General features: G+C 62.5%; 19 protein-coding genes. 12 read left to right on the forward strand and 7 right to left on the reverse strand.

Annotated elements, in window-relative coordinates; translation table 11 throughout:
• Positions 1 to 69 precede the first annotated feature (69 nt).
• Entirely contained in the window at positions 70 to 1,089 is a 1,020-nt protein-coding gene (locus M0814_RS25885) for an AraC family transcriptional regulator (protein ID WP_103483300.1), read from the forward strand.
• A gap of 774 nt (positions 1,090 to 1,863) precedes the next feature.
• Here the strand turns inward: M0814_RS25885 and M0814_RS25890 are convergent.
• From M0814_RS25890 to M0814_RS25910, 5 genes are read right to left on the reverse strand one after another with little or no spacing between them, the layout of a single operon-like run.
• The gene (locus M0814_RS25890) at positions 1,864 to 2,886 is read right to left on the reverse strand and encodes a GlxA family transcriptional regulator (RefSeq protein ID WP_103485031.1); all 1,023 of its coding nucleotides are present in this window, start codon (positions 2,884 to 2,886) and stop codon (positions 1,864 to 1,866) included.
• Positions 2,887 to 2,936: 50 nt separating this feature from the next.
• A complete protein-coding gene (locus tag M0814_RS25895) occupies positions 2,937 to 4,058 on the reverse strand; it encodes an agmatine deiminase family protein (protein WP_103485030.1) in 1,122 nt (373 codons plus the stop codon).
• Between the two features lie 47 nt (positions 4,059 to 4,105).
• Positions 4,106 to 5,209: an extracellular solute-binding protein gene (locus M0814_RS25900; RefSeq protein ID WP_103485029.1), complete on the reverse strand. Its 1,104-nt coding sequence runs from the start codon at positions 5,207 to 5,209 to the stop codon at positions 4,106 to 4,108.
• A gap of 2 nt (positions 5,210 to 5,211) precedes the next feature.
• Entirely contained in the window at positions 5,212 to 6,120 is a 909-nt protein-coding gene (aguB, locus tag M0814_RS25905) for an N-carbamoylputrescine amidase (protein WP_103485028.1), read from the reverse strand.
• A gap of 3 nt (positions 6,121 to 6,123) precedes the next feature.
• Complete coding sequence (locus tag M0814_RS25910) at positions 6,124 to 7,176, reverse strand: agmatine deiminase family protein (RefSeq protein WP_103485027.1); 1,053 nt, start codon at positions 7,174 to 7,176, stop codon at positions 6,124 to 6,126.
• 135 nt (positions 7,177 to 7,311) lie between these two features.
• Here M0814_RS25910 and M0814_RS25915 point away from each other — a divergent pair, with 135 nt between their 5' ends.
• Positions 7,312 to 8,172: a LysR substrate-binding domain-containing protein gene (locus M0814_RS25915; RefSeq protein WP_103485026.1), complete on the forward strand. Its 861-nt coding sequence runs from the start codon at positions 7,312 to 7,314 to the stop codon at positions 8,170 to 8,172.
• On the opposite strand, the gene M0814_RS25920 is transcribed toward M0814_RS25915, so the two are convergent.
• A complete protein-coding gene (locus M0814_RS25920; RefSeq protein ID WP_103485025.1) occupies positions 8,150 to 9,076 on the reverse strand; it encodes a LysR family transcriptional regulator in 927 nt (308 codons plus the stop codon). The two genes, M0814_RS25915 and M0814_RS25920, sit on opposite strands and share 23 nt — an antisense overlap.
• Before the next feature lie 122 nt (positions 9,077 to 9,198).
• On the opposite strand from M0814_RS25920, the gene M0814_RS25925 reads away from it, so the two are divergent.
• The 7 genes from M0814_RS25925 to phnE all read left to right on the forward strand — a co-directional run bounded on the left by M0814_RS25925 (position 9,199) and on the right by phnE (position 14,331).
• The gene (locus M0814_RS25925) at positions 9,199 to 9,597 is read left to right on the forward strand and encodes a RidA family protein (RefSeq protein WP_103485024.1); all 399 of its coding nucleotides are present in this window, start codon (positions 9,199 to 9,201) and stop codon (positions 9,595 to 9,597) included.
• 75 nt (positions 9,598 to 9,672) lie between these two features.
• Complete coding sequence (locus M0814_RS25930) at positions 9,673 to 10,230, forward strand: helix-turn-helix transcriptional regulator (RefSeq protein ID WP_103485023.1); 558 nt, start codon at positions 9,673 to 9,675, stop codon at positions 10,228 to 10,230.
• A 77-nt stretch (positions 10,231 to 10,307) separates the two neighbouring features.
• The gene (locus M0814_RS25935) at positions 10,308 to 10,898 is read left to right on the forward strand and encodes an HD domain-containing protein (protein WP_103485022.1); all 591 of its coding nucleotides are present in this window, start codon (positions 10,308 to 10,310) and stop codon (positions 10,896 to 10,898) included.
• A gap of 190 nt (positions 10,899 to 11,088) precedes the next feature.
• A complete protein-coding gene (locus M0814_RS25940) occupies positions 11,089 to 11,952 on the forward strand; it encodes a putative selenate ABC transporter substrate-binding protein (protein ID WP_041072554.1) in 864 nt (287 codons plus the stop codon).
• The gene (locus M0814_RS25945; RefSeq protein WP_003224395.1) at positions 11,949 to 12,746 is read left to right on the forward strand and encodes an ATP-binding cassette domain-containing protein; all 798 of its coding nucleotides are present in this window, start codon (positions 11,949 to 11,951) and stop codon (positions 12,744 to 12,746) included. The genes M0814_RS25940 and M0814_RS25945 overlap by 4 nt, the downstream gene beginning before the upstream one ends.
• The gene (locus tag M0814_RS25950; protein WP_103485021.1) at positions 12,740 to 13,567 is read left to right on the forward strand and encodes an ABC transporter permease subunit; all 828 of its coding nucleotides are present in this window, start codon (positions 12,740 to 12,742) and stop codon (positions 13,565 to 13,567) included. The genes M0814_RS25945 and M0814_RS25950 overlap by 7 nt, the downstream gene beginning before the upstream one ends.
• Positions 13,564 to 14,331, forward strand: a complete 768-nt coding sequence (gene phnE / locus M0814_RS25955; RefSeq protein ID WP_003224391.1) for a phosphonate ABC transporter, permease protein PhnE — start codon at positions 13,564 to 13,566, stop codon at positions 14,329 to 14,331. Before M0814_RS25950 ends, phnE begins: the two co-directional genes overlap by 4 nt.
• Before the next feature lie 9 nt (positions 14,332 to 14,340).
• Here the strand turns inward: phnE and M0814_RS25960 are convergent, their stop codons facing one another.
• A complete protein-coding gene (locus M0814_RS25960) occupies positions 14,341 to 15,114 on the reverse strand; it encodes an AraC family transcriptional regulator (RefSeq protein WP_103485020.1) in 774 nt (257 codons plus the stop codon).
• 200 nt (positions 15,115 to 15,314) lie between these two features.
• Here M0814_RS25960 and M0814_RS25965 point away from each other — a divergent pair, with 200 nt between their 5' ends.
• Genes M0814_RS25965 through M0814_RS25975 form a run of 3 tightly spaced genes read left to right on the forward strand, consistent with a single transcriptional unit; the run spans position 15,315 to position 18,890 of the window.
• Complete coding sequence (locus M0814_RS25965) at positions 15,315 to 16,943, forward strand: APC family permease (RefSeq protein ID WP_103485019.1); 1,629 nt, start codon at positions 15,315 to 15,317, stop codon at positions 16,941 to 16,943.
• A gap of 22 nt (positions 16,944 to 16,965) precedes the next feature.
• The gene (locus M0814_RS25970) at positions 16,966 to 17,892 is read left to right on the forward strand and encodes a 4-hydroxyproline epimerase (RefSeq protein WP_103485018.1); all 927 of its coding nucleotides are present in this window, start codon (positions 16,966 to 16,968) and stop codon (positions 17,890 to 17,892) included.
• Positions 17,893 to 17,942: 50 nt separating this feature from the next.
• Positions 17,943 to 18,890 (forward strand): dihydrodipicolinate synthase family protein, encoded by a 948-nt coding sequence (locus M0814_RS25975; protein ID WP_041072540.1) that lies wholly within the window; start codon positions 17,943 to 17,945, stop codon positions 18,888 to 18,890.
• Positions 18,891 to 18,943 lie beyond the last annotated feature (53 nt).

The raw sequence follows: 18,943 nt of genomic DNA on the forward strand, positions 1-18,943 counted from the left end.
TTGGCGACGTCGCTTTCTTCACCTTTCGGAAAAGCAAGATCACCGGATTACCGGACTTCCCCTCCCCCCATGCGACCCGCCACTTCCAGCGCTGCTTTTGTTAACCACGTCCTCGATGTCGCCGAACAATACGGCTGCGATGGCGATTGGCTGTTGCAGCAGACCGGACTCTCACGCGAGCAGTTGTCCGACTCGATTGTGCGCATTCCCATGCGCCAACTGCGTGCCTTGCTGGAACTGGCGGCGCTCAGCAGCAACCTGCCGCATTTCGGTCTGTTGGTCGGCACCGCCGTGCGCCCGGGCACCTACGGTGTGCTGGGTTATGTGCTGATGACCAGCGCGACGCTCGGCGAATCGCTGAACATGATTCTGCGCTTCGGCAAGATCGTTTACGACAGCCCTGCCAGCCAGACCCGGATCGTCATCGGCGACGGTCGCGTGACCCTCGAAGATCAGCGCATCAGTGAACTGGAGCCTTACTGCGCCCTGCATCAGGAAGCTCTGATGGTCGGCTGGGTAGCGTTCGGCCGCTGGTTGATCGCGAGTAACCAGCCGATGCTGGAGGTCCGGATGATGCATCCGGCGGTCGGCGAACCGGCGCTGTACGAAGACTTTTTTGGCTGTCCGGTGCAGTTCGAGGCCGGGAGCAATGCACTGGTGTTTGCCGAGTCGACGCTCTCGACGCGAATCCAGGGCGCCGACCCGCGCATGCATCGCAGCATGCTGCTGGAGGCCGACTGGCAGTTGTGTCTGACGTACCCGGCATTTTCCGTAACCGATCGCTTGCGTGCATTGCTCACCGAACAATTGCCGACCGGCGATTTCAGCTTGAAAAGCCTGGCCCGGCAGTTGGCGATTTCACCGCGCACCTTGCAGCGCAAACTGGCGGCCGAAGGGGAAAACTTCAATCAAGTATTGGAAACCATGCGCATGGAACTGGCCGACCATTACCTGCGCCGGACCGAGACCAGCATCATGAACATCGCCCTGATGCTGGGTTACTCGCAGGCCAGCTCTTTCAGCCACTCCTTCCGACAGGCACGCGGGATCTCGCCGGTGGATTACCGCAAGTTGCTACGGGCCCGATGAAGCGTCACTGGCCTATAGCTTGATTGGCCTGCGCTAAACCAGTGGACCTGACACCACCCAATTAAACCTGTGGGAGCGGGCTTGCTCGCGAAGGGGCCGCGTCAGCCAATTCATATGCTGACTGACACACCGCTTTCGCGAGCAAGCCCGCTCCCACATTGGTCTGCGCTCAGCCAGTGGACCTGACACCACCCGATTAAAACCGTGGGAGCGGGCTTGCTCGCGAAGAGGCCGTGTCAGGCACTTCATATGCTGAAGGACACACCGCCTTCGCGAGCAAGCCCGCTCCCACATTGGTCTGCGTTAAGCCAGTGGTTCTGACACCACCCAATTAAACCTGTGGGAGCGGGCTTGCTCGCGAAGAGGCCGCGTCAGCCACTTCATATGCTGACTGACACACCGCCTTCGCGAGCAAGCCCGCTCCCACATTGGTCTGCGCTAAGCCAATGGTTCTGACACCACCCAGTTAAACCTGTGGGAGTGGGCTTGCTCGCGAAGGGGCCGCGTCAGCCAATTCATATGCTGACTGACACACCGCTTTCGCGAGCAAGCCCGCTCCCACATTGGTCTGCGCTGAGCCAGTGGCTCTGACACCACCCAATTAAAACTGTGGGAGCGGGCTTGCTCGCGAAGAGGCCGTGTCAGGCACTGCATATGCTGACTGACACACCGCTTTCGCGAGCAAGCCCGCTCCCACATTGGTCTGCGCTAAGCCAGTGGACCTGACACCACCCACAGGGGTAGGTCTGTGGCTGGCAGTAGAAACAGCGCGGGTTATTTGACCAGGCGTTTTTCCCTGGACGGTCGATAGCCGAAGAACGCGCTGTAGCATTTGCTGAAATGGCTCGGCGAAACGAAACCACAGGCCACCAGCACTTCCATCTGCGACAGCTCGGTGTGTTGCAGCAGGCGCCGGGCTTCGGTGATGCGCAATTCCAGGTAATAGCGCTGCGGCGTGGTGCCCAACTGCTCCTTGAACAAGCGCTCCAGCTGCCGCCGCGAGCGACCGGCGTACACCGCCAATTGCTCCAGCTCCAGCGGCTCTTCGAGGTTGGCATCCATCAGTTTGACCACCTCGCGCAAGGGTGCGCTGACGCAGAGGTTTTCGTCCGGTTTGATCCGCCGGTACCGCGACTCCTCGAACGCCAGAATATCCTCGATGCCTTCGACCAGCGCCTTGCCGTGCAGGCCTTTGATCCAGTCCAGCGCCATATGGAACGCCCCGGACGGACTCGACGCGGTGAGTCGATCACGATCAATCACATACGGCTCACTGCTGACCTGGGTGGCTTTGGCAATCTCCGTAAGCGCCGGACGATGTTCCGGGTGGATCGCACAACGATAGCCATCAAGCAGCCCAGCGCGGCCGAGAAACCACGAACCGTTCCACAATCCGGCCAGACCGACACCGCGCTCTGCGGCGCAGCGCAACAGGCTGATCAACTCCTCGCTGGCCTTCAGCTCGGTGCGGTAGCCGCCACACACCACCAGCAGATCCAGCTGAGCAAGACTGGCCGGGGCAATACGCGCGTCCGGACGAATCACCAGCCCCAGATCGCTGATCACCTCTCCCTCGCCCAGACCGAACGTGCGCGAGCTGAACAGTCCGCTGCGCAACAGATTGGCGGTGATAATCGTGTCCAGCGCCTGAGTGAAGGCCGGCAGCGAAAAGTGCTCCAGCAACAGGAAACCGGTGCGGGTGATGCGGGTCTCGGCGGCTTGCTCATTCAGATAGCGGAGGTTTTTGCCCTTCATGCCTCCGCTGAATTGACGTCGTTCGATCAAGGTCTGGCCCATCGGTCATGTTGTTATCCGCCGATAGTTGGCTTGCCGGGCCAAAGAGTCAATCACGCTTGCGGCTGATGACTGGTCACGCAGTGAATCCCGCCGCCACCGGCAGCAATCGCATCGATGTTCAGCAACTCGACTTTGCGCTCCGGATACAGCTTCGACAGCAGGTCGTAAGCCTTCTGGTCGGCTGCCTTGTCGCCGAATTCCGGGGCGATGATCGCGCCGTTGATCACAAAGTAGTTGATGTAACCGGCAGCGAAATCCGGGTTGTTCTGATTGAACTTGCTTTTGCGCGGCTTGAGCGGCGGCGAAATCGTGTGGATCTGCAGTTTGCGACCATCAGCGTCGGTGGCTTTCTTGAGAATCTCCAGGTGCGCCAGCGTGACCTGGTGATCGTAGGATTCAGGGTCGCTGTCGAGGTTGGCGATCACCACACCGGGCTTGATGAACCGCGCATAGAAATCGACGTGAGCGTCGGTGATGTCCTTGCCCTTGATCCCCGGCAGCCAGATGATTTTGCGCAGACCCAGACGCGCCTTCAATTCAGCTTCGACCTCGGCCTTGCTCCAGCCCGGATTGCGGTTGCTGTTGATCCAGCTGCTCTCGGTCATGATCCCGGTGCCGTGACCGTCGACTTCAATGCCGCCGCCCTCGCCCACCAGCTCGCTGCGCAGGTAAGTCGCCTGTGCGTCGGCGGCCACTCGCGCGGCGATTTTTGCATCCTTGCTGTGCCGCTGCTTGTCGCCCCAACCGTTGAAATTGAAGTCCACGGCGCCGAGTCCGCCCCTGTCGTCGATGACAAAATTGGCGCCGATGTCACGTATCCAGATGTCGTCGAGCGCGGCGGTCACGTAGGTGACGTTGCGGGTGCCGCAATACTCTTCGGCGAGGCTGCGTTCGCCGCTGCGACAGAACACCGTGAGCGGTTCATAACGGGCGATGGTGCGGGCGATGCGGCCCAGCGCAGCCTGCACATCCGCGGTGAAATCTTCCCAGATCGCATCCTGTGCGCCGAAAGCGATGAAGGCGCGCTCGTGCTTGTCGCCCTCGTCCGGCATGAACCAATCCCCCGCGCTGGCCGCCAGCAATTTGCCCGGCGTCAGGCCAAGGCCCATGACCGCGGCGCTGACACCTGCGGCGACTGATACCTGTTTGATGAACTCTCGACGCGTCGACATATCTGGTTTTCCTGAAAAGGGCCGGCGACCGGGCGCCGGCGGTTGAATCATGGCTGAGTGGCGGTTTTGAATTTGGTCCAGGTGCGCATCCGTGCACGCATATCGGCCTGAGGAATGTCCTTGCCCGGGATCAATCGAGCGTAGGTCACCTCATCGAGGTAGATGTCCCGGTTGTTGCGCATCGCCGCATCGACGCTGGCCCGCGCCTTGACGTTGGAAGTCGGGTAACCGGTGAAGTTACTGATCGCCGCCATGTTCTGCGGGCGCATCACAAAGTTGATGAACGCGTAGGCGTATTCCGGGTGTTTCGCATCGACCGGAATCGCCATCGTGTCCATCCACACCGTGGTGCCCTCGCGGGGGATGCGGTATTCGAATCGGGTGGTCTTGCCGGCGCTGTCCGAGGTGCGCTGGGCCTGGGTCATGTCACCGCTGTAACCCAGCGACAGGCACAGGTTGCCGTTGACCAGATCGGTCACCGGTTGCGACTGGAACTTGCGCACGTAAGGCCGCAGCTTCATCAGCACCTCACTGGCCGCTGCCAGATCCGCCGGTTTCGCGCTGCGCGGATCGCGGCCCAGATAATTGAGCACCACTGCCAGCACTTCATCCGGCGAGTCGATCAGCGAAATTCCACAGTCGGCGAACTTCGCCGCCAGCTCCGGTTTGAACAGCATGTCCAGGCTGTTGACCGGTGCGTCGGCCATGCGCTGCTGGATCTGCGCCGCGTTGTACGTCAGGCCGATGGTGCCCCAGGTGTAGGGCACGGTGGCCTGGCTGGAGTGTTCGTAATGGCTGCGCAATTTCTGCAAACCGGGTTCGATGTCGGCCAGCGCCGTCAGCTTCGATTGATCCAGCGGCAACAGGCTGCCGGCCCGCATCAGGCGCTCGGCGACGGTGTCGCCGGGGAAGATCAGGTCATAGCCGCTGCCACCAGAGAGCATCTTCGCTTCGAGGGTTTCACTGCCGTCCATGACGTCGTAAATCACCTTGATCCCGGTTTCCGCGGTAAAGCGGCTGAGGGTGTCTTCGGCAAAATAATCGGCCCAGTTGTACAGCCGCAGGGTTTTGTCCTCGGCGTGCAGCGACGGGATCACGCATGTCAGCGCCAGACCCAGCGCGCCCAGCAGTCTTTTGTGGTGCGTAGCCATGTTCAAACCCCTTGAGTGTTCCAGCGTGCATGGAGGTGGCGGCCGTCCTGACTGAGCAGCGCGCCGTACATGTCCGGCCGGCGGTCGCGGTAGATGCCCCAGCTCAGGCGCTCTTCGCGCATCGCGTCGAGATCGAGGCGGTGCACCAGCACGCCGCTGCTGTCGCGATCGGCTTCGGCGAGCAACTGGCCTTTGTGATCGCTGATAAACGACGAGCCGTAGAAGCTCATTTGCAGCGACGAATCGGTGGTTGCCACTTCTCGCCCGACCCGGTTGGCCGCCGCCACCGGCAGCAGATTGGCGGCAGCATGACCGCGCATGGTCATCTGCCAGTGATCGCGGGAATCCAGCCCCGTGCATCCCGGCTCAGAGCCAATGGCCGTGGGGAACAGCAACACTTCAGCGCCCATCAACGCCAGACAACGCGCAGTCTCGGGAAACCACTGATCCCAGCAGATACCCACGCCGAGGCGACCGAACGCGGTGTCCCAAACTCGGAAACCGCTGTCGCCGGGGCTGAAATATTCCTTCTCCTGATAACCGATGGCGTTGGGGATGTGGGTCTTGCGATACACCCCCGACAGACGCCCGTCGGCATCGGCCACGCTCAACGAATTGAAGAAGGCGTTGCCGGCCCTCTCGAACCAGCTCAGCGGCAACACCACGCCCAGCTCTTTGGCCAGCGCAGCGAAACGCTGCAGCACGCGGCTGTCGCGGTATTCCTCGGCCAGCGCCAGATGCTTGTGGCTCTGTTCGATGCAGAAATACGGCGTGGCGAACAGCTCCTGCAACAGGATCACCTGCGCGCCCTGCGCGGCCGCCTCACGCACCAGTTGCTCGGCCTGATCGAGATTACGCGGCAGATCCCAGGTGCACGGCATCTGGGTGGTGGCGATGGTCAGATGGCTCATCGCTCAACCCTCCACCGGCCAGGCGGGCTGCTGCTGGGTGATGCAATGCACCCCGCCGCCGCCATGGGCCAGATGATTGATGCGCACCGGCACCACTTCGCGTCCGGGGAACGCCTGCGCCAGCACTTTGGCCGCCACCTCGTCGGCCTCGATGCCGTAGGCCGGCATGATGATCGCGCCGTTGGCGATGTAGAAATTGGTGTACGAGGCGCAGAACACTTCGGCTTCGCTGTCCACCGCTTCGCTGGCTTCGAACAGTTCGATCAGCTCGAACTTGCGCCCTTGGGCGTCGGTCGCCAACTCCAATGCGCGGCGATTTTCCCGCACCACTTCGGCGTACACCGAACTCTGATCATGCGTCGCATCCACCAGCAACACGCCGGGACGGGCGAAGGCGCAGACACCATCGACGTGGCCGTCGGTCATGTCGCCGGTGACGTAATCCGGATCGCCCGGCAACCAGATGGTTTTCTTCACGCCCAATAGACGGCTGAAGATTTCTTCCATCTCGACCTTGCCGATCCCCGGGTTGCGATTGGGGTTGAGCAGCACCGACTCAGTGGTGATCAGCGTGCCCTCGCCGTCGACATGAATCGCCCCGCCCTCGTTGCTCAACGGTGTACCGAAGCATTCCAGCCCCAGATGATTGAGTGCGCGCCGCGCGAGGCTTTCGTCCAGCTCATGCGCCGACTTGCCGCCCCAGGCGTTGAAGCGCCAACTGACACCGGCCAGCCCTTGTTGCGGGTGGCAGACGAAGCTCGGGCCAGAGTCGCGGTACCAACTGTCGTTGACCGCCAGCGGGATCAGCTCGATGTTCGGCCCGCACAGGGCTTTGGCGCTCGCTAGCGCCGACGGATCAACGACCATTTTCACCGGTTCGAAGCGTGCGATGGCGTTGGCGACCCGGGCGAAATCCTCTTGCACCAGCGGCAAGGTCACGCGCCATCCCGATTCCCACAGCGCCTGGTTATGCGGCCAGACCATCCACGTCGCGGCATGCGTCACCCATTCGGCAGGCATCATCCAAGCGTTGTTGTTATTCTCGTTGCGCGGCATGACAAGCACCTCTCGATTAAGCCATTGTGTTCAATGGAAATTGCCGTGATTTGGCTTGAGGTGAATGCTACTGAGCTGAAACCGCGCCAACAAACGATGGATTTAGCACACAACTGATTAGAGGAACTTATCGATATGCTCAAGCACTGGCCGCCGCTCAGCTCCCTGCGCGGCTTCGAAGCGGCTGCGCGCCTCGGCAGTTTTCACAAGGCCGCCGATGAGCTGAGCCTCACCCAATCGGCGATCAGCCAGCAGATCCGCAGCCTCGAGGCGTACCTCGAACAGCCGCTGTTCTTTCGCAGCGGTCGCAGCGTCGCGCTGACCGATGCCGGCCACGATCTGCTCAGCACCACGCAGGCGATGCTGCAGCAACTGGCGGTCGGCATCCGTCGTCTGGGGCAATATCAGAAGCCGAATCAACTGGTGCTCAACACCACGCCGGCGTTTGCCCGGCACTGGCTGCTGCCGCGTCTGGCGGATTTTCGGCGCCAGCATCCGCAGGTCGATCTGTGGATTTTCAGCACCGATGAAGTGCCGGACATGGCCACGCAAACCATCGATCTGGCGGTGCGCGACGACATCAGCTCCCAGGCCGAATGCAGCTTCAAGGTGCTGCATGCCGACCGCCTGTTTCCGGCGTGTCATCCCAGCGTGTTGGCGCAACCTGCCGCGCAGCGCACCACCCTGCACGGTGAACGGGAAATGGATTGGAGCCACTGGGCGGTGGAGGCCGGCGTCGATGTCGGGCAGCAGGATCAGGGGCTGAATTTTTCCGATCCGGGCTTGTTGCTCGATGCCGCTGCGGCGGGGTTGGGGATTGCGCTGGTCAGTCAGTTGCTCAGCCGTCAGGCGCAGGAAAACGGGTTGCTGCAACCCTTGGTCGAGCAAACCATTCGTGGCCCGAACTGGGCGCTGCTGACGCATCGCGACAGCGAGAATGACCCGATGGCGCGATGCTTCAGCGAGTGGCTGATCAAAAACCTCGGCGCTCGATGACCGGTGCATGCTGCGCCATCAGCTCGATGATCCAGTCGATGAACACCCGCAGTTTCAGGCTGACATGCCGGTTCGGCGGATATGCCACATAAAGCGGCATCGGTTCGAGTTGCCAGTCCTCGAACAGCGGCACCAACTCACCCCGGGCCTGATGTGCGTCCGACATGTACCTGGGTAACCACAGCACGCCCATGCCGGCCAGACCTGCCGCGAGGTAGGCATTGCCGTCATCGACCGCCAGTACGTGACGCCCCTTGACCTGCAGGTGTTCGCTGTCACGGTGCAAGGCGTATGGCACCGGTTTGCCGGTGCGCGCCCAGAGAAAGCCGACCACCCGATGATGCGAGTCTTCCAGCTCCCGTGGATGCAGCGGCGTGCCGGCGCGGGCCAGATAACTCGGCGCGGCGAAGACCCCAAGCTGAAGATCGGCAACCCGCCGCGCCATCAGTGACTGATCGAGCAATTCGCCGCCGCGCACCACGCAATCGACGTTCTCATCGATGATGTCGACGATGCGGTCGCTGACGCCCATGTCGATCTGAATATCCGGGTAACGCGCGTGAAACTCAGGCAACGCCGGCATCAGGATCAGCCTCGCCAGCGGACTTGGCACATCGACGCGTAAGCGCCCTCGGGGTAACGCCGAGGCGCCGGACAGACTGGTTTCAGCGTCGTCCATATCGGCCAATAACTTGATCACTCGCTCGTAGTAAATCGCGCCATCGGCAGTGACGTTGACCTTGCGTGTGGTGCGGTTGAGCAACTTGACCCGCAGCCGTGCCTCCAGTTGCTGCACCAGTTGCGTCACGGTGGTCTTGCTCATGTGCAAGGTCTCGGCAGCCTTGGTGAAACTCCCCGCCTCGACCACCCGGGCGAACGCCTGCATTGCATCAAAACGGTCCACTTTTCGCCCTCGGATTGTTTGGATTTTGCAAACAGTGAACGCCAAGGTTGCGCGTTTATCGCGGCTGCGCAAGTACCTAAAGTCACCCCATCGTCAATGACCAAACAATGATGGAGACACCCATGACCCAGCGCGACGTCGTTTTCCCGCCAGCCCGCCATGCGCTTTACGAGCGTCATCGCTATTCGCCGGCGATTCGTTCCAACGGCTTCCTGTTCGTCTCGGGACAAGTCGGCAGCCGTGAAGATGGTTCGCCCGAGCCGGATCTGCAGGACCAGGTGCGCCTGGCCTTCAACAACCTCAATGCGATTCTCGACGCCGCCGGTTGCAGCTTCGCTGACGCGGTCGACGTCACGGTGTTCATGGTCGATCCGCAATCGACCTTCGAAACCATCTGGGAAGTAGTGCCGGAGTTCTGGGGCAGCGCACCGTATCCGACGATCACTGCGGTGGGCGTGACCTGGCTGGCCGGGTTTCAGTTCGAGATCAAGGTAATCGCCAGGCTGCGCGAAACGGCCTGATCGTCTGGCGGATTTGCACCGGGGGTCGGCAGTCTTCAGACTGTCCGGCCCGCCTACCCATTTTCTACAACCGCCATGTCAGACCTTCTATTGAAGCCCGCCCTGCCCGGTATCGCCTTGCGACGCTGGCGCCTGCTGCATCGCGTCAAACAGACGCATGCGGCGCAGTTGTTCAACGTCACCCAGTCGACCATTTCTCGCTGGGAAAGCGGTGTGCAGGCGATGGAGCCTGCCACACAGCAACAGCTGGAGCGCTTGCTGGCTGCGCGCCTGGACAGCGCGGCCGATCAGGTATTGGCGCGTCTGATCGGGGAAAGTCAGCGGCCGATGCACCTGATCTGCGACCTCACCCACCGTTTGCTGGCCTGCTCTCCTGCGCGTGCTGCCGAGTTCACCCACCCCTTGAGTACGTTGCTGGGACAGTCGCTGTGGCGCTTCGCAACGCCGGAAATTGTGCTTAGCGAGTCGGCCCTGACGAGCCGTGGCTGGCACGAGATTCAGGCGCCGCCGGCCGTGGAATTCAGCACCGGCAGCAATGCCTCCGACCTAGTGCCGATTCGTCCCAGCCTGTGCCGCTGGACGCGCATTGCGCTGTCTGACGGTAGCGCCGCGCGTCTGGTGGAAACCCTCTGAACGCATATTTTATGCGTGGACGCCAAGTGTCTTCAGTTCTAGGCTGAGCTTTTCGGCGTATTCAGCCAGGCAGACACATGAACCTCGAAATCATCAAGGGCCGCCTTGAATTTCTGCGCGAAGCAGAAAAACTCAAGGACGTCCTGCGCAGCGCGCACACCTCCAGCGGCCGCACCGAAAGCACCGCCGAACACAGCTGGCGCCTGTGCCTGGTGGCGATTGTCTTCGCCGATCAACTGGCCGGCCTCGACCTGCTCAAAGTCCTGAGGATGTGCGTGATTCACGATTTGGGCGAAGCCATCAATGGCGATATTCCTGCGGTCAATCAGGCCGCGTTCCCCGACAAGGGCGAACAGGAGCGCAACGACCTTCTGCTGCTGACCCGGTCGCTCGATGAAGCACTGCGCAACGAGATTCTGGCGCTGTGGGACGACTACGAAAATGCGCAGTCCGCCGAAGCCAAAGCGGTCAAGGCACTGGATAAGCTGGAGACCTTGTTGCAGCACAATCAAGGTTTGAACCCGGCGGATTTCGATTACGGTTTCAATCTGGGCTACGGCAAGAAATACACCAGCGCCGACCCGGTTTTCGCCACCCTGCGCGAGCTGATCGACCAAGACACCCGACAGCGCATCAGCGACCGCCAAAGCGGCACCGAGCGATCCTGAATCAGTTGTTGCATCTCAGCCCCAACCGCCGGCATGAAACGTGGAGCAAAACATCCCCGGATACCCGCGCTGGCCTTTGACTGCCCGGCTGCGTATAACCTCGCCGTTTCGTCTAACCTGATTGAGCGCCCGAGCGCGACACCTCGCGCCCTGGCACTTAGAATGCGACGCTCATGAAACGGAGATTTCCATGCTCAAACGAACCCTGGCACTGACTGCTGGTCTGGCCCTGTCTTTTTCTGCTCTGGTGGCGCATGCCGCCGATGTGTTGCGGGTCAGCGCGATTCCCGATGAAGCCCCGACCGAATTGCTGCGCAAGTTCGAGCCGCTGGGGGCGTATCTGGAGCAGCAGTTGGGCATGAAAGTGCAGTTCGTTCCCGTGGCCGACTATCCGGCGGTGGTTGAAGCGCTGGCGACCGATCGCCTCGACATGGCCTGGCTGGGCGGTTTCACTTTTGTTCAGGCGCGCCTGAAGACCGACGCCACCACCCCGGTTATCCCGCTGGTGCAGCGTGAGCAGGATGCGCAGTTCACCAGCAAGTTCATCACCGCCGACCCGAACGTGAAGAGTTTGGCCGACCTCAAGGGCAAGACCTTCGCTTTCGGCTCGGTGTCGTCGACGTCCGGCAGCCTGATGCCGCGTTATTTCATGCTGAAGAACGACAACATCAAGCCTGAGGCCTATTTCAGCCGCGTCGCCTACTCCGGCGCGCATGACGCCACCGTGGCCTGGGTCCAGGCCGGTAAAGTCGACGCAGGTGTGCTGAATGCCAGCGTCTGGCAGAAACTGGTGGATGCCGGCAAGGTCGATACCAGCAAAGTCCACGTGTTCGCCACCACCCCGGCCTACTTCGATTACAACTGGACCGTGCGCGGCACCCTCGACCCGGCGCTGGCGGCGAAGATCAAGAAAGCCTTCCTCGACCTCGATCCGGCCAACCCTGAGCAGAAGAAGATTCTTGATCTGCAGGCGGCCAGCCGCTTCATCGACACCAAACCCGAGAACTACAAGGGCATCGAGGAAGCCGCTCGCGCTGCCGACCTGCTGAAATGACCCTGAGCCTCAAACACGCCAGCCTGCACCACGCCAACGGGGTCGACGCGTTACGCGGCGTTGACCTGCAGATTGGCGTGGGTGAACAGGTAGCGATCATCGGCCCTTCCGGGGCTGGCAAGTCGAGTCTGTTGAATCTGCTGGCCACCGCGTTGCGCCCCAGCAGCGGTGAAATCGAGGTGCTGGGCGAGCGTCCCTGGCACCTATCCGCCCATCAACGGCAACGCCTGCGTGCGCGCATCGGCCTGGTTCACCAAGCACCGCCGCTGCCGCCGCGCCAACGGGTGGTGACGGCGGTGCTGGCCGGCAAACTCGGGCAGTGGAGCCTGGGCAAAAGCCTGCTGAATCTGCTGCATCCCACGGACATTCCCGGCGCCCGTGCGGCCCTCGCCCGGTTGGATCTGGGCGACAAACTCTTCGCTTACTGCCAGCAATTGTCCGGCGGCCAATTGCAGCGCGTAGGCATCGCCCGGGTGCTGTATCAGGCGCCGGAGGTTCTGCTGGCGGACGAACCGGTGTCGGCGATGGACCCGGTGCTCGCCGGGCACACCCTGTCGATCCTCGCGCAGCACGCGCGGGCGCACAACGTCACACTGGTGGCGAGCCTGCACGCGGTGGAACTGGCGCTGGCACATTTCCCGCGGGTCATCGGCCTGCGCGACGGCCAGATCCTGTTTGACAGCCCTGCCGAACAGGTCAGCCGCGAAATGCTCGACACGCTGTACGCCAACGAGCAATTGCAAAGCCCGACGACGCCCAGTGCGCCGCTGATTGTGCAGATCCCGCGATGCTGAGGGCTGATTCACGCGACCCGGCCGCCGCGCCGCGATTACTGCTGACCCTGCTGGCGCTGGCCTTGCTGTGGCCGGGCATCCAGCTCAGCGAACTGGATCTGGGGGTGTTGCTGCACAGCGACAGCCAGACCGAAATGGGCCGTTTCATCTCCGGATTCTGGCCACCGGCGCATGACCACGATTTTCTTCAGTTGCTGTTCAAAGCCACCCTGCAAACCCTGGCCATCGCCACCGCCGGCATGGCTCTGGCGCTGCTGCTGGCGGTGCCGGCGAGCCTGATTGCCAGCCGCGCACTGTCGTTGTCCGCCGCGTCCCGCGGCGGCATTCCCAGTCGGGTCGGGCGCTTGCTGCGCTGGCCGGTACGCGGCCTGCTGATCTTCTTGCGCAGCGTGCCGGAGATCGTCTGGGCGCTACTATTTGTGCGTGCCGTAGGTCTCGGCCCGGCAGCCGGTGTGCTGGCGATCGCCATCACCTACAGCGGCATGCTCGGCAAGGTCTACGCGGAAATTTTCGAATCCACCGACCAACGCCCGGCGCACGCGTTGATGCAGGCCGGCAGCGGACGACTCGCGGCGTTCGCCTACGGGATTCTGCCGAATGTCGCGGCCGAGCTGCTGTCGTACACGGTGTATCGCTGGGAGTGCGCGATTCGTGCGTCGGTGGTGATGGGGTTTGTCGGCGCCGGAGGCCTCGGCCAACAGATCGACCTGTCACTGCGCATGTTCGCCAGCGGTGAAGTGGCGAGCATGTTGCTGACGTTCCTGATTCTGGTGCTCGGTGCCGACCAACTTAGCCGCCTGCTGCGCTGGAGGCTGACATGAATCGCCTGATCAATCTGTTGCTGATCGTTGGCATTGGCGTCGCAGTCATCGCCTCGTTCGGTTACCTCGAACTCGATCTCGGTGAACTGGGCAGCGCCACCAGCCTCAAGCAGATGGGTGCCTACGCGCAGCGCTTTCTCAGCCCGGACCTGAGCGCCACGCATTTGCAGGCGATCCTCAAGGGCTCGCTGGAAACCCTCGCCATGTCGGCCCTCGGCACCCTGCTCGCGGCGGTGTTCGGCATTCTCCTCGCGCTGCCCGCGGCCGGGCGTTTCGGCTGGCCGTTGCAAAGCGCTTCGCGCCTGCTGCTCAACGGCCTGCGGGCGATTCCGGAACTGGTGTGGGCGGCGCTGATGGTGCTCGCCGCCGGCCTCGGCCCGAACGCCGGCACCCTCGCGCTGGCGCTGCACACCACCGGCGTGCTCGGCCGGCTGTTCGCCGAAGCGCTGGAAAACACCCCGCCGGAACCTGCCGAAGCGATCCGCTTGCAGGGCGGCAACCCGGTGCTCGCGTTCTGCTACGGCACCCTGCCCAACCTCGCTCCGCAATTGCTCGCGTATTGCCTGTATCGCTGGGAAAACAACATTCGCATGGCCAGTGTGCTGGGGTTTGTCGGTGCCGGTGGTTTGGGGCAGATGCTGTATGTCAGCCTGAGCCTGTTTCAGGAAGCGCAGGCGAGTACGGTGATTCTGGCGATGCTGATTCTGGTGCTGGGCGTGGATTCGCTGAGTGCGTGGAGCCGGCAGCGCTGGGTCAAGGCCTGACAGGCGCCATCACTGCGCCGTCGCCAACCGATACTGGCGCGGGGTAAATCCGGTCGACGCCTTGAACTGCCGGGTGAATGCGCTGTGGTCGGTATAGCCGCACTGCAGCGCCACTTCGGTGATCGGCAACTCGCCGTGCAACAGCCGATGCGCATGCTCAAGACGGACTTTCTGGATCATCTGGCGCGGCGTCAGGTGGAACACGCGCTTGCAGTAACGTTCCAGTTGCGCCACTGAAATCCCGGCGATGCGCGTCAGTTCGCCGAGGCTGACCCGGCGATTGAAATTCGCCCGAATGTATTCATCCACCGCCGCCAGGCGCTGATACGCCGGATGGGTTTCGCTGGCGGTTTGCAGGTCGACGGAAATTCCCGCCAGGCCAATGATCCGATTATCCCGGTTGTACAGCGGGCGCTTGTGCGTCAGGCACCAACCCGGTTCGCGGCTGCCGTACAGATGCAGCTCCAACTGATCCTCCAACACAAACCCTTCTTCCAGCACCCGCCGATCCTGCTCGGTATAGCCCGGCCCCAATTGCGCCGGAAACACCTCGGCGCTGGTCTTGCCCAGTAACGGTCGCAGGTCTTTCAAACCGCAGCGCTGCACCAGCGTCTGGTTGGCCATGACATAGCGCGCCTGCAGATCCTTGATGAAGATCGCCGCGTTGGGAATCACGTCGAGCATGGGCAACAGCAGCGCCATGCTGGCGAGCAGATCGTCGAGGCTCTGCGGTCGGCTCGCCTCGTTCTGCTGGCTCAGGATCGCAAACGCGTTCTGCGTCATGACTGTCACTCCCCACGGTGCGCATTGGCTTGCGCGCAGATTGCCCGATGGCCGACAGCCTGTCGAGCCGGGCCTTTGCCGTTGGCCATTGTGCTGATTTCGTCATCGTCACCGGCAAAAAACATCAATCGCGCATCGCCTGATGAGTTCACTGTAGCGCCACTGCACGCCCCTCCAACAACCAACAAGAAGGCGACGCTATGACAGGCCAAGGCAAGTTCAAGAAACAACTTTCACTGATAGACCTCACGTTCATCGGACTGGGGGCGATCTTCGGTTCGGGCTGGTTGTTCGCGGCCAGTCACGTGTCGGCCATCGCCGGCCCGGCAGGGATCTTTTCCTGGTTGCTCGGCGGTTTCGCCGTGTTGCTGCTGGGCATCGTCTACTGCGAACTGGGCGCCGCACTGCCCCGTGCCGGCGGTGTGGTGCGCTACCCGGTTTACTCCCACGGCCCGCTGCTCGGCTACCTGATGGGCTTCATCACCCTGATCGCGTTTTCCAGTCTGGTGGCGATCGAAGTGGTTGCCTCGCGGCAATATGCGGCAGCGTGGTTTCCCGAGTTGACCAAGGTCGGCTCCAGCGACCCGACCGTGCTTGGCTGGTTCGTGCAGTTCGGGCTGTTGTGCCTGTTTTTCCTGCTCAACTACCGCAGCGTGAAGACCTTCGCCATGGCCAACAATCTGGTCAGCGTGTTCAAGTTCATCGTGCCGCTGCTGGTGATCGGCGTGCTGTTCACCTTCTTCAAACCGGCCAACTTCCAGGTGCACGGCTTTGCGCCGTTCGGCCTGTCCGGCATCGAAATGGCCGTGTCGGCCGGCGGGGTGATCTTCGCTTATCTGGGCCTGACGCCGATCATTTCCGTGGCCAGCGAAGTGAAGAACCCGCAACGCACGATTCCGATTGCGCTGATCCTTTCGGTGCTGCTGTCCACCGCGATTTACGTGTTGCTGCAAACCGCTTTCCTCGGTGGCATTCCGACCGAAATGCTCGCCAATGGCTGGGCCGGCGTCGCCAAGGAACTGGCCCTGCCGTATCGCGACATCGCCCTGGCACTGGGCGTCGGCTGGCTGGCGTATCTGGTGGTGGCCGACGCGGTGATCTCGCCCAGCGGCTGCGGCAACATCTACATGAATGCCACGCCACGGGTGATCTACGGCTGGGCGCAGACCGGGACCTTTTTCAAGATCTTCACCCGCATCGATGAAAAATCCGGCATTCCGCGCCCGGCGCTGTGGCTGACCTTTGGCCTGTCGGTGTTCTGGACCCTGCCGTTCCCGTCGTGGGAAGCGCTGATCAATGTGGTCTCCGCCGCGCTGGTGTTGAGCTATGCGGTGGCTCCGGTGACGGTGGCCGCACTGCGCCGCAACGCGCCGGACATGCCGCGTCCGTTCCGGGTCAAGGGCATGCGTGTGCTCGGGCCGCTGTCGTTCATCATCGCCGCGCTGATCGTCTACTGGTCGGGCTGGGGCACCGTGTCGTGGTTGCTCGGTTTGCAGATCCTGATGTTCGTCATCTATCTGTTGTGCGGGCGCATGGTGCCGACCGCGCACTTGAACCTCGGCCAGCAAGTTCGCTCGTCGGCGTGGCTGATCGGCTTCTACGCGGTGACCATCGTCCTCTCCAAACTCGGCAGCTTCGGCGGTATCGGCGTACTCAGCCATCCGTTCGACACCGTGATCGTCGCGGTCTGCGCGCTGGGCATCTACTACTGGGGCGCCGCCACCGGCGTACCGGCACACCTGATTCGTCTGGAAACCGAAGACGACGAAAGCGAAGCCGCTGAATCCTCCACCCATTCGGCACAGGGCCAGCGCCCTGCTCACGCCTGACTTTGATTGAAGGGACCCGTTCATGAAACGACTGCACATCATCGATTCCCATACCGGCGGTGAACCCACGCGCCTGGTGATGAAAGGCTTCCCCGAGCTGCCCGGCAACAGCATCGCCGAGCAGCGCGACGCCCTGCGCGAAAGCCACGATCAATGGCGCCGCGCCTGCCTGCTCGAACCGCGTGGCAACGACGTGCTGGTCGGCGCGCTGTACTGCGCGCCGGTCTCGCCGGATGCCACCTGCGGGGTGATCTTCTTCAACAACGCCGGCTATCTCGGCATGTGCGGCCACGGCACCATCGGCCTGGTCAACTCGCTGCATTACCTGGGCCGCATCGAACCGGGCGTGCACAAGATCGACACCCCGGTCGGCCCGGTCAGCGCCACCCTGCACGAGGACGGCGCGGTAACCCTGGGCAACGTCCCGGCCTGGCGCTACCGCAAACAGGTGCCGGTGGACGTGCCCGGTTACGGTCGCGTGGTCGGCGATATCGCCTGGGGCGGCAACTGGTTTTTCCTCGTCTCCGAGCACGGCCAGGACCTGCAGATGAGCAACGTCGAAGCCCTCACCGATTACACCTGGGCGATGCTCAAGGCTCTGGAAGCCCAAGGCATTCACGGTGAGGACGGCGCGCTGATCGACCACGTCGAGCTGTTTGCCGACGACCCCAAGGCTGACAGCCGCAACTTCGTCATGTGCCCGGGCAAGGCCTACGACCGCTCGCCCTGCGGCACCGGCACCAGCGCCAAACTCGCTTGCCTCGCCGCCGACGGCAAACTCGCCGAAGGCCAGGTCTGGACCCAGGCCAGCATCACCGGCAGCCAGTTCGAAGGCCGCTTCGAATGGCATGGCAAGCGCGTGCGCCCGTTCATTACCGGCCGCGCCTACATGACCGCCGACGCCACTCTGCTGATCGACGAGCAGGACCCTTTCGCGTGGGGCATCTGAGTGCCCCGCTTTTCTACCGATCCGAATGAATGTCCCGAGGAGCTACAACAATGAGCGATAACATCTTCACTGGCTGCATTCCCGCGCTGATGACCCCGTGCACCGCCGCGCGTAAACCCGACTTCGACGCCCTGGTGGCCAAGGGTCGCGAGCTGATCGATATCGGCATGAGCGCCGTCGTCTACTGCGGCTCGATGGGCGACTGGCCGCTGCTGACCGAGGCCGAGCGTCAGGAAGGCGTGGCGCGTCTGGTGGCCGCCGGGGTTCCGACCATCGTCGGCACTGGCGCGGTCAACAGCCGTGAAGCGGTATCCCACGCTGCACACGCGGCGAAAGTCGGCGCCCATGGCCTGATGGTGATTCCGCGCGTCTTGTCCCGTGGTGCCTCGGCCACCGCGCAAAAAGCTCACTTCGCCGCGATCCTCAACGCCGCGCCGAACCTGCCGGCAGTGATCTACAACAGCCCCTACTACGGCTTCGCCACCCGCGCCGAGCTGTTCTTCGAACTGCGCCGTGAACACCCGAACCTGATCGGCTTCAAGGAGTTCGGCGGTGGCGCCGATTTGCGCTACGCCGCCGAGAACATCACCTCGCAGGACGATGCCGTGACCCTGATGGTCGGTGTCGATACGCAAGTGGTGCACGGTTTCGTCAACTGCAACGCCACTGGCGCGATCACCGGCATCGGCAACGCCCTGCCCCGCGAAGTGCTGCAACTGGTGGCGCTGAGCAAGCAAGCGGCCAAGGGCGATGCCAAGGCCCGACGTCTGGCGCGCGAACTGGAAGCGGCGCTGGCAGTGCTGTCGTCGTTCGATGAGGGCTGCGATCTGGTGCTGTATTACAAGCACCTGATGGTGCTCAACGGCGACCGCGAATACGCCCTGCACTTCAACGAAACCGACGCTTTGAGCGACGCCCAGCGCCGTTACGCCGAGACCCAGTACGCGCTGTTCCGCCAGTGGTACAAAAACTGGTCCGCCGAACAGAACCTCGCCTGACCGCAGTCCCTGCCCCGGTTTGGTGCCGGGGCTTCACCTTTTTTATCAAGGAA

Source organism: Pseudomonas sp. MWU12-2020 (genome assembly GCF_023100605.1).
GTDB lineage: Bacteria > Pseudomonadota > Gammaproteobacteria > Pseudomonadales > Pseudomonadaceae > Aquipseudomonas > Aquipseudomonas fluorescens_H.

Bases quoted from the DNA above. Each gene is read 5' to 3' on its own strand.
- M0814_RS25885 (WP_103483300.1), top strand. From the start codon at position 70: ATGCGACCCGCCACTTCCAGCGCTGCTTTTGTTAACCACGTCCTCGAT.
- M0814_RS25890 (WP_103485031.1), bottom strand. From the start codon at position 2,886: ATGGGCCAGACCTTGATCGAACGACGTCAATTCAGCGGAGGCATGAAG.
- M0814_RS25895 (WP_103485030.1), bottom strand. From the start codon at position 4,058: ATGTCGACGCGTCGAGAGTTCATCAAACAGGTATCAGTCGCCGCAGGT.
- M0814_RS25900 (WP_103485029.1), bottom strand. From the start codon at position 5,209: ATGGCTACGCACCACAAAAGACTGCTGGGCGCGCTGGGTCTGGCGCTG.
- aguB (WP_103485028.1), bottom strand. From the start codon at position 6,120: ATGAGCCATCTGACCATCGCCACCACCCAGATGCCGTGCACCTGGGAT.
- M0814_RS25910 (WP_103485027.1), bottom strand. From the start codon at position 7,176: ATGCCGCGCAACGAGAATAACAACAACGCTTGGATGATGCCTGCCGAA.
- M0814_RS25915 (WP_103485026.1), top strand. From the start codon at position 7,312: ATGCTCAAGCACTGGCCGCCGCTCAGCTCCCTGCGCGGCTTCGAAGCG.
- M0814_RS25925 (WP_103485024.1), top strand. From the start codon at position 9,199: ATGACCCAGCGCGACGTCGTTTTCCCGCCAGCCCGCCATGCGCTTTAC.
- M0814_RS25930 (WP_103485023.1), top strand. From the start codon at position 9,673: ATGTCAGACCTTCTATTGAAGCCCGCCCTGCCCGGTATCGCCTTGCGA.
- M0814_RS25935 (WP_103485022.1), top strand. From the start codon at position 10,308: ATGAACCTCGAAATCATCAAGGGCCGCCTTGAATTTCTGCGCGAAGCA.
- M0814_RS25940 (WP_041072554.1), top strand. From the start codon at position 11,089: ATGCTCAAACGAACCCTGGCACTGACTGCTGGTCTGGCCCTGTCTTTT.
- M0814_RS25945 (WP_003224395.1), top strand. From the start codon at position 11,949: ATGACCCTGAGCCTCAAACACGCCAGCCTGCACCACGCCAACGGGGTC.
- M0814_RS25950 (WP_103485021.1), top strand. From the start codon at position 12,740: ATGCTGAGGGCTGATTCACGCGACCCGGCCGCCGCGCCGCGATTACTG.
- phnE (WP_003224391.1), top strand. From the start codon at position 13,564: ATGAATCGCCTGATCAATCTGTTGCTGATCGTTGGCATTGGCGTCGCA.
- M0814_RS25960 (WP_103485020.1), bottom strand. From the start codon at position 15,114: ATGACGCAGAACGCGTTTGCGATCCTGAGCCAGCAGAACGAGGCGAGC.
- M0814_RS25965 (WP_103485019.1), top strand. From the start codon at position 15,315: ATGACAGGCCAAGGCAAGTTCAAGAAACAACTTTCACTGATAGACCTC.
- M0814_RS25970 (WP_103485018.1), top strand. From the start codon at position 16,966: ATGAAACGACTGCACATCATCGATTCCCATACCGGCGGTGAACCCACG.
- M0814_RS25975 (WP_041072540.1), top strand. From the start codon at position 17,943: ATGAGCGATAACATCTTCACTGGCTGCATTCCCGCGCTGATGACCCCG.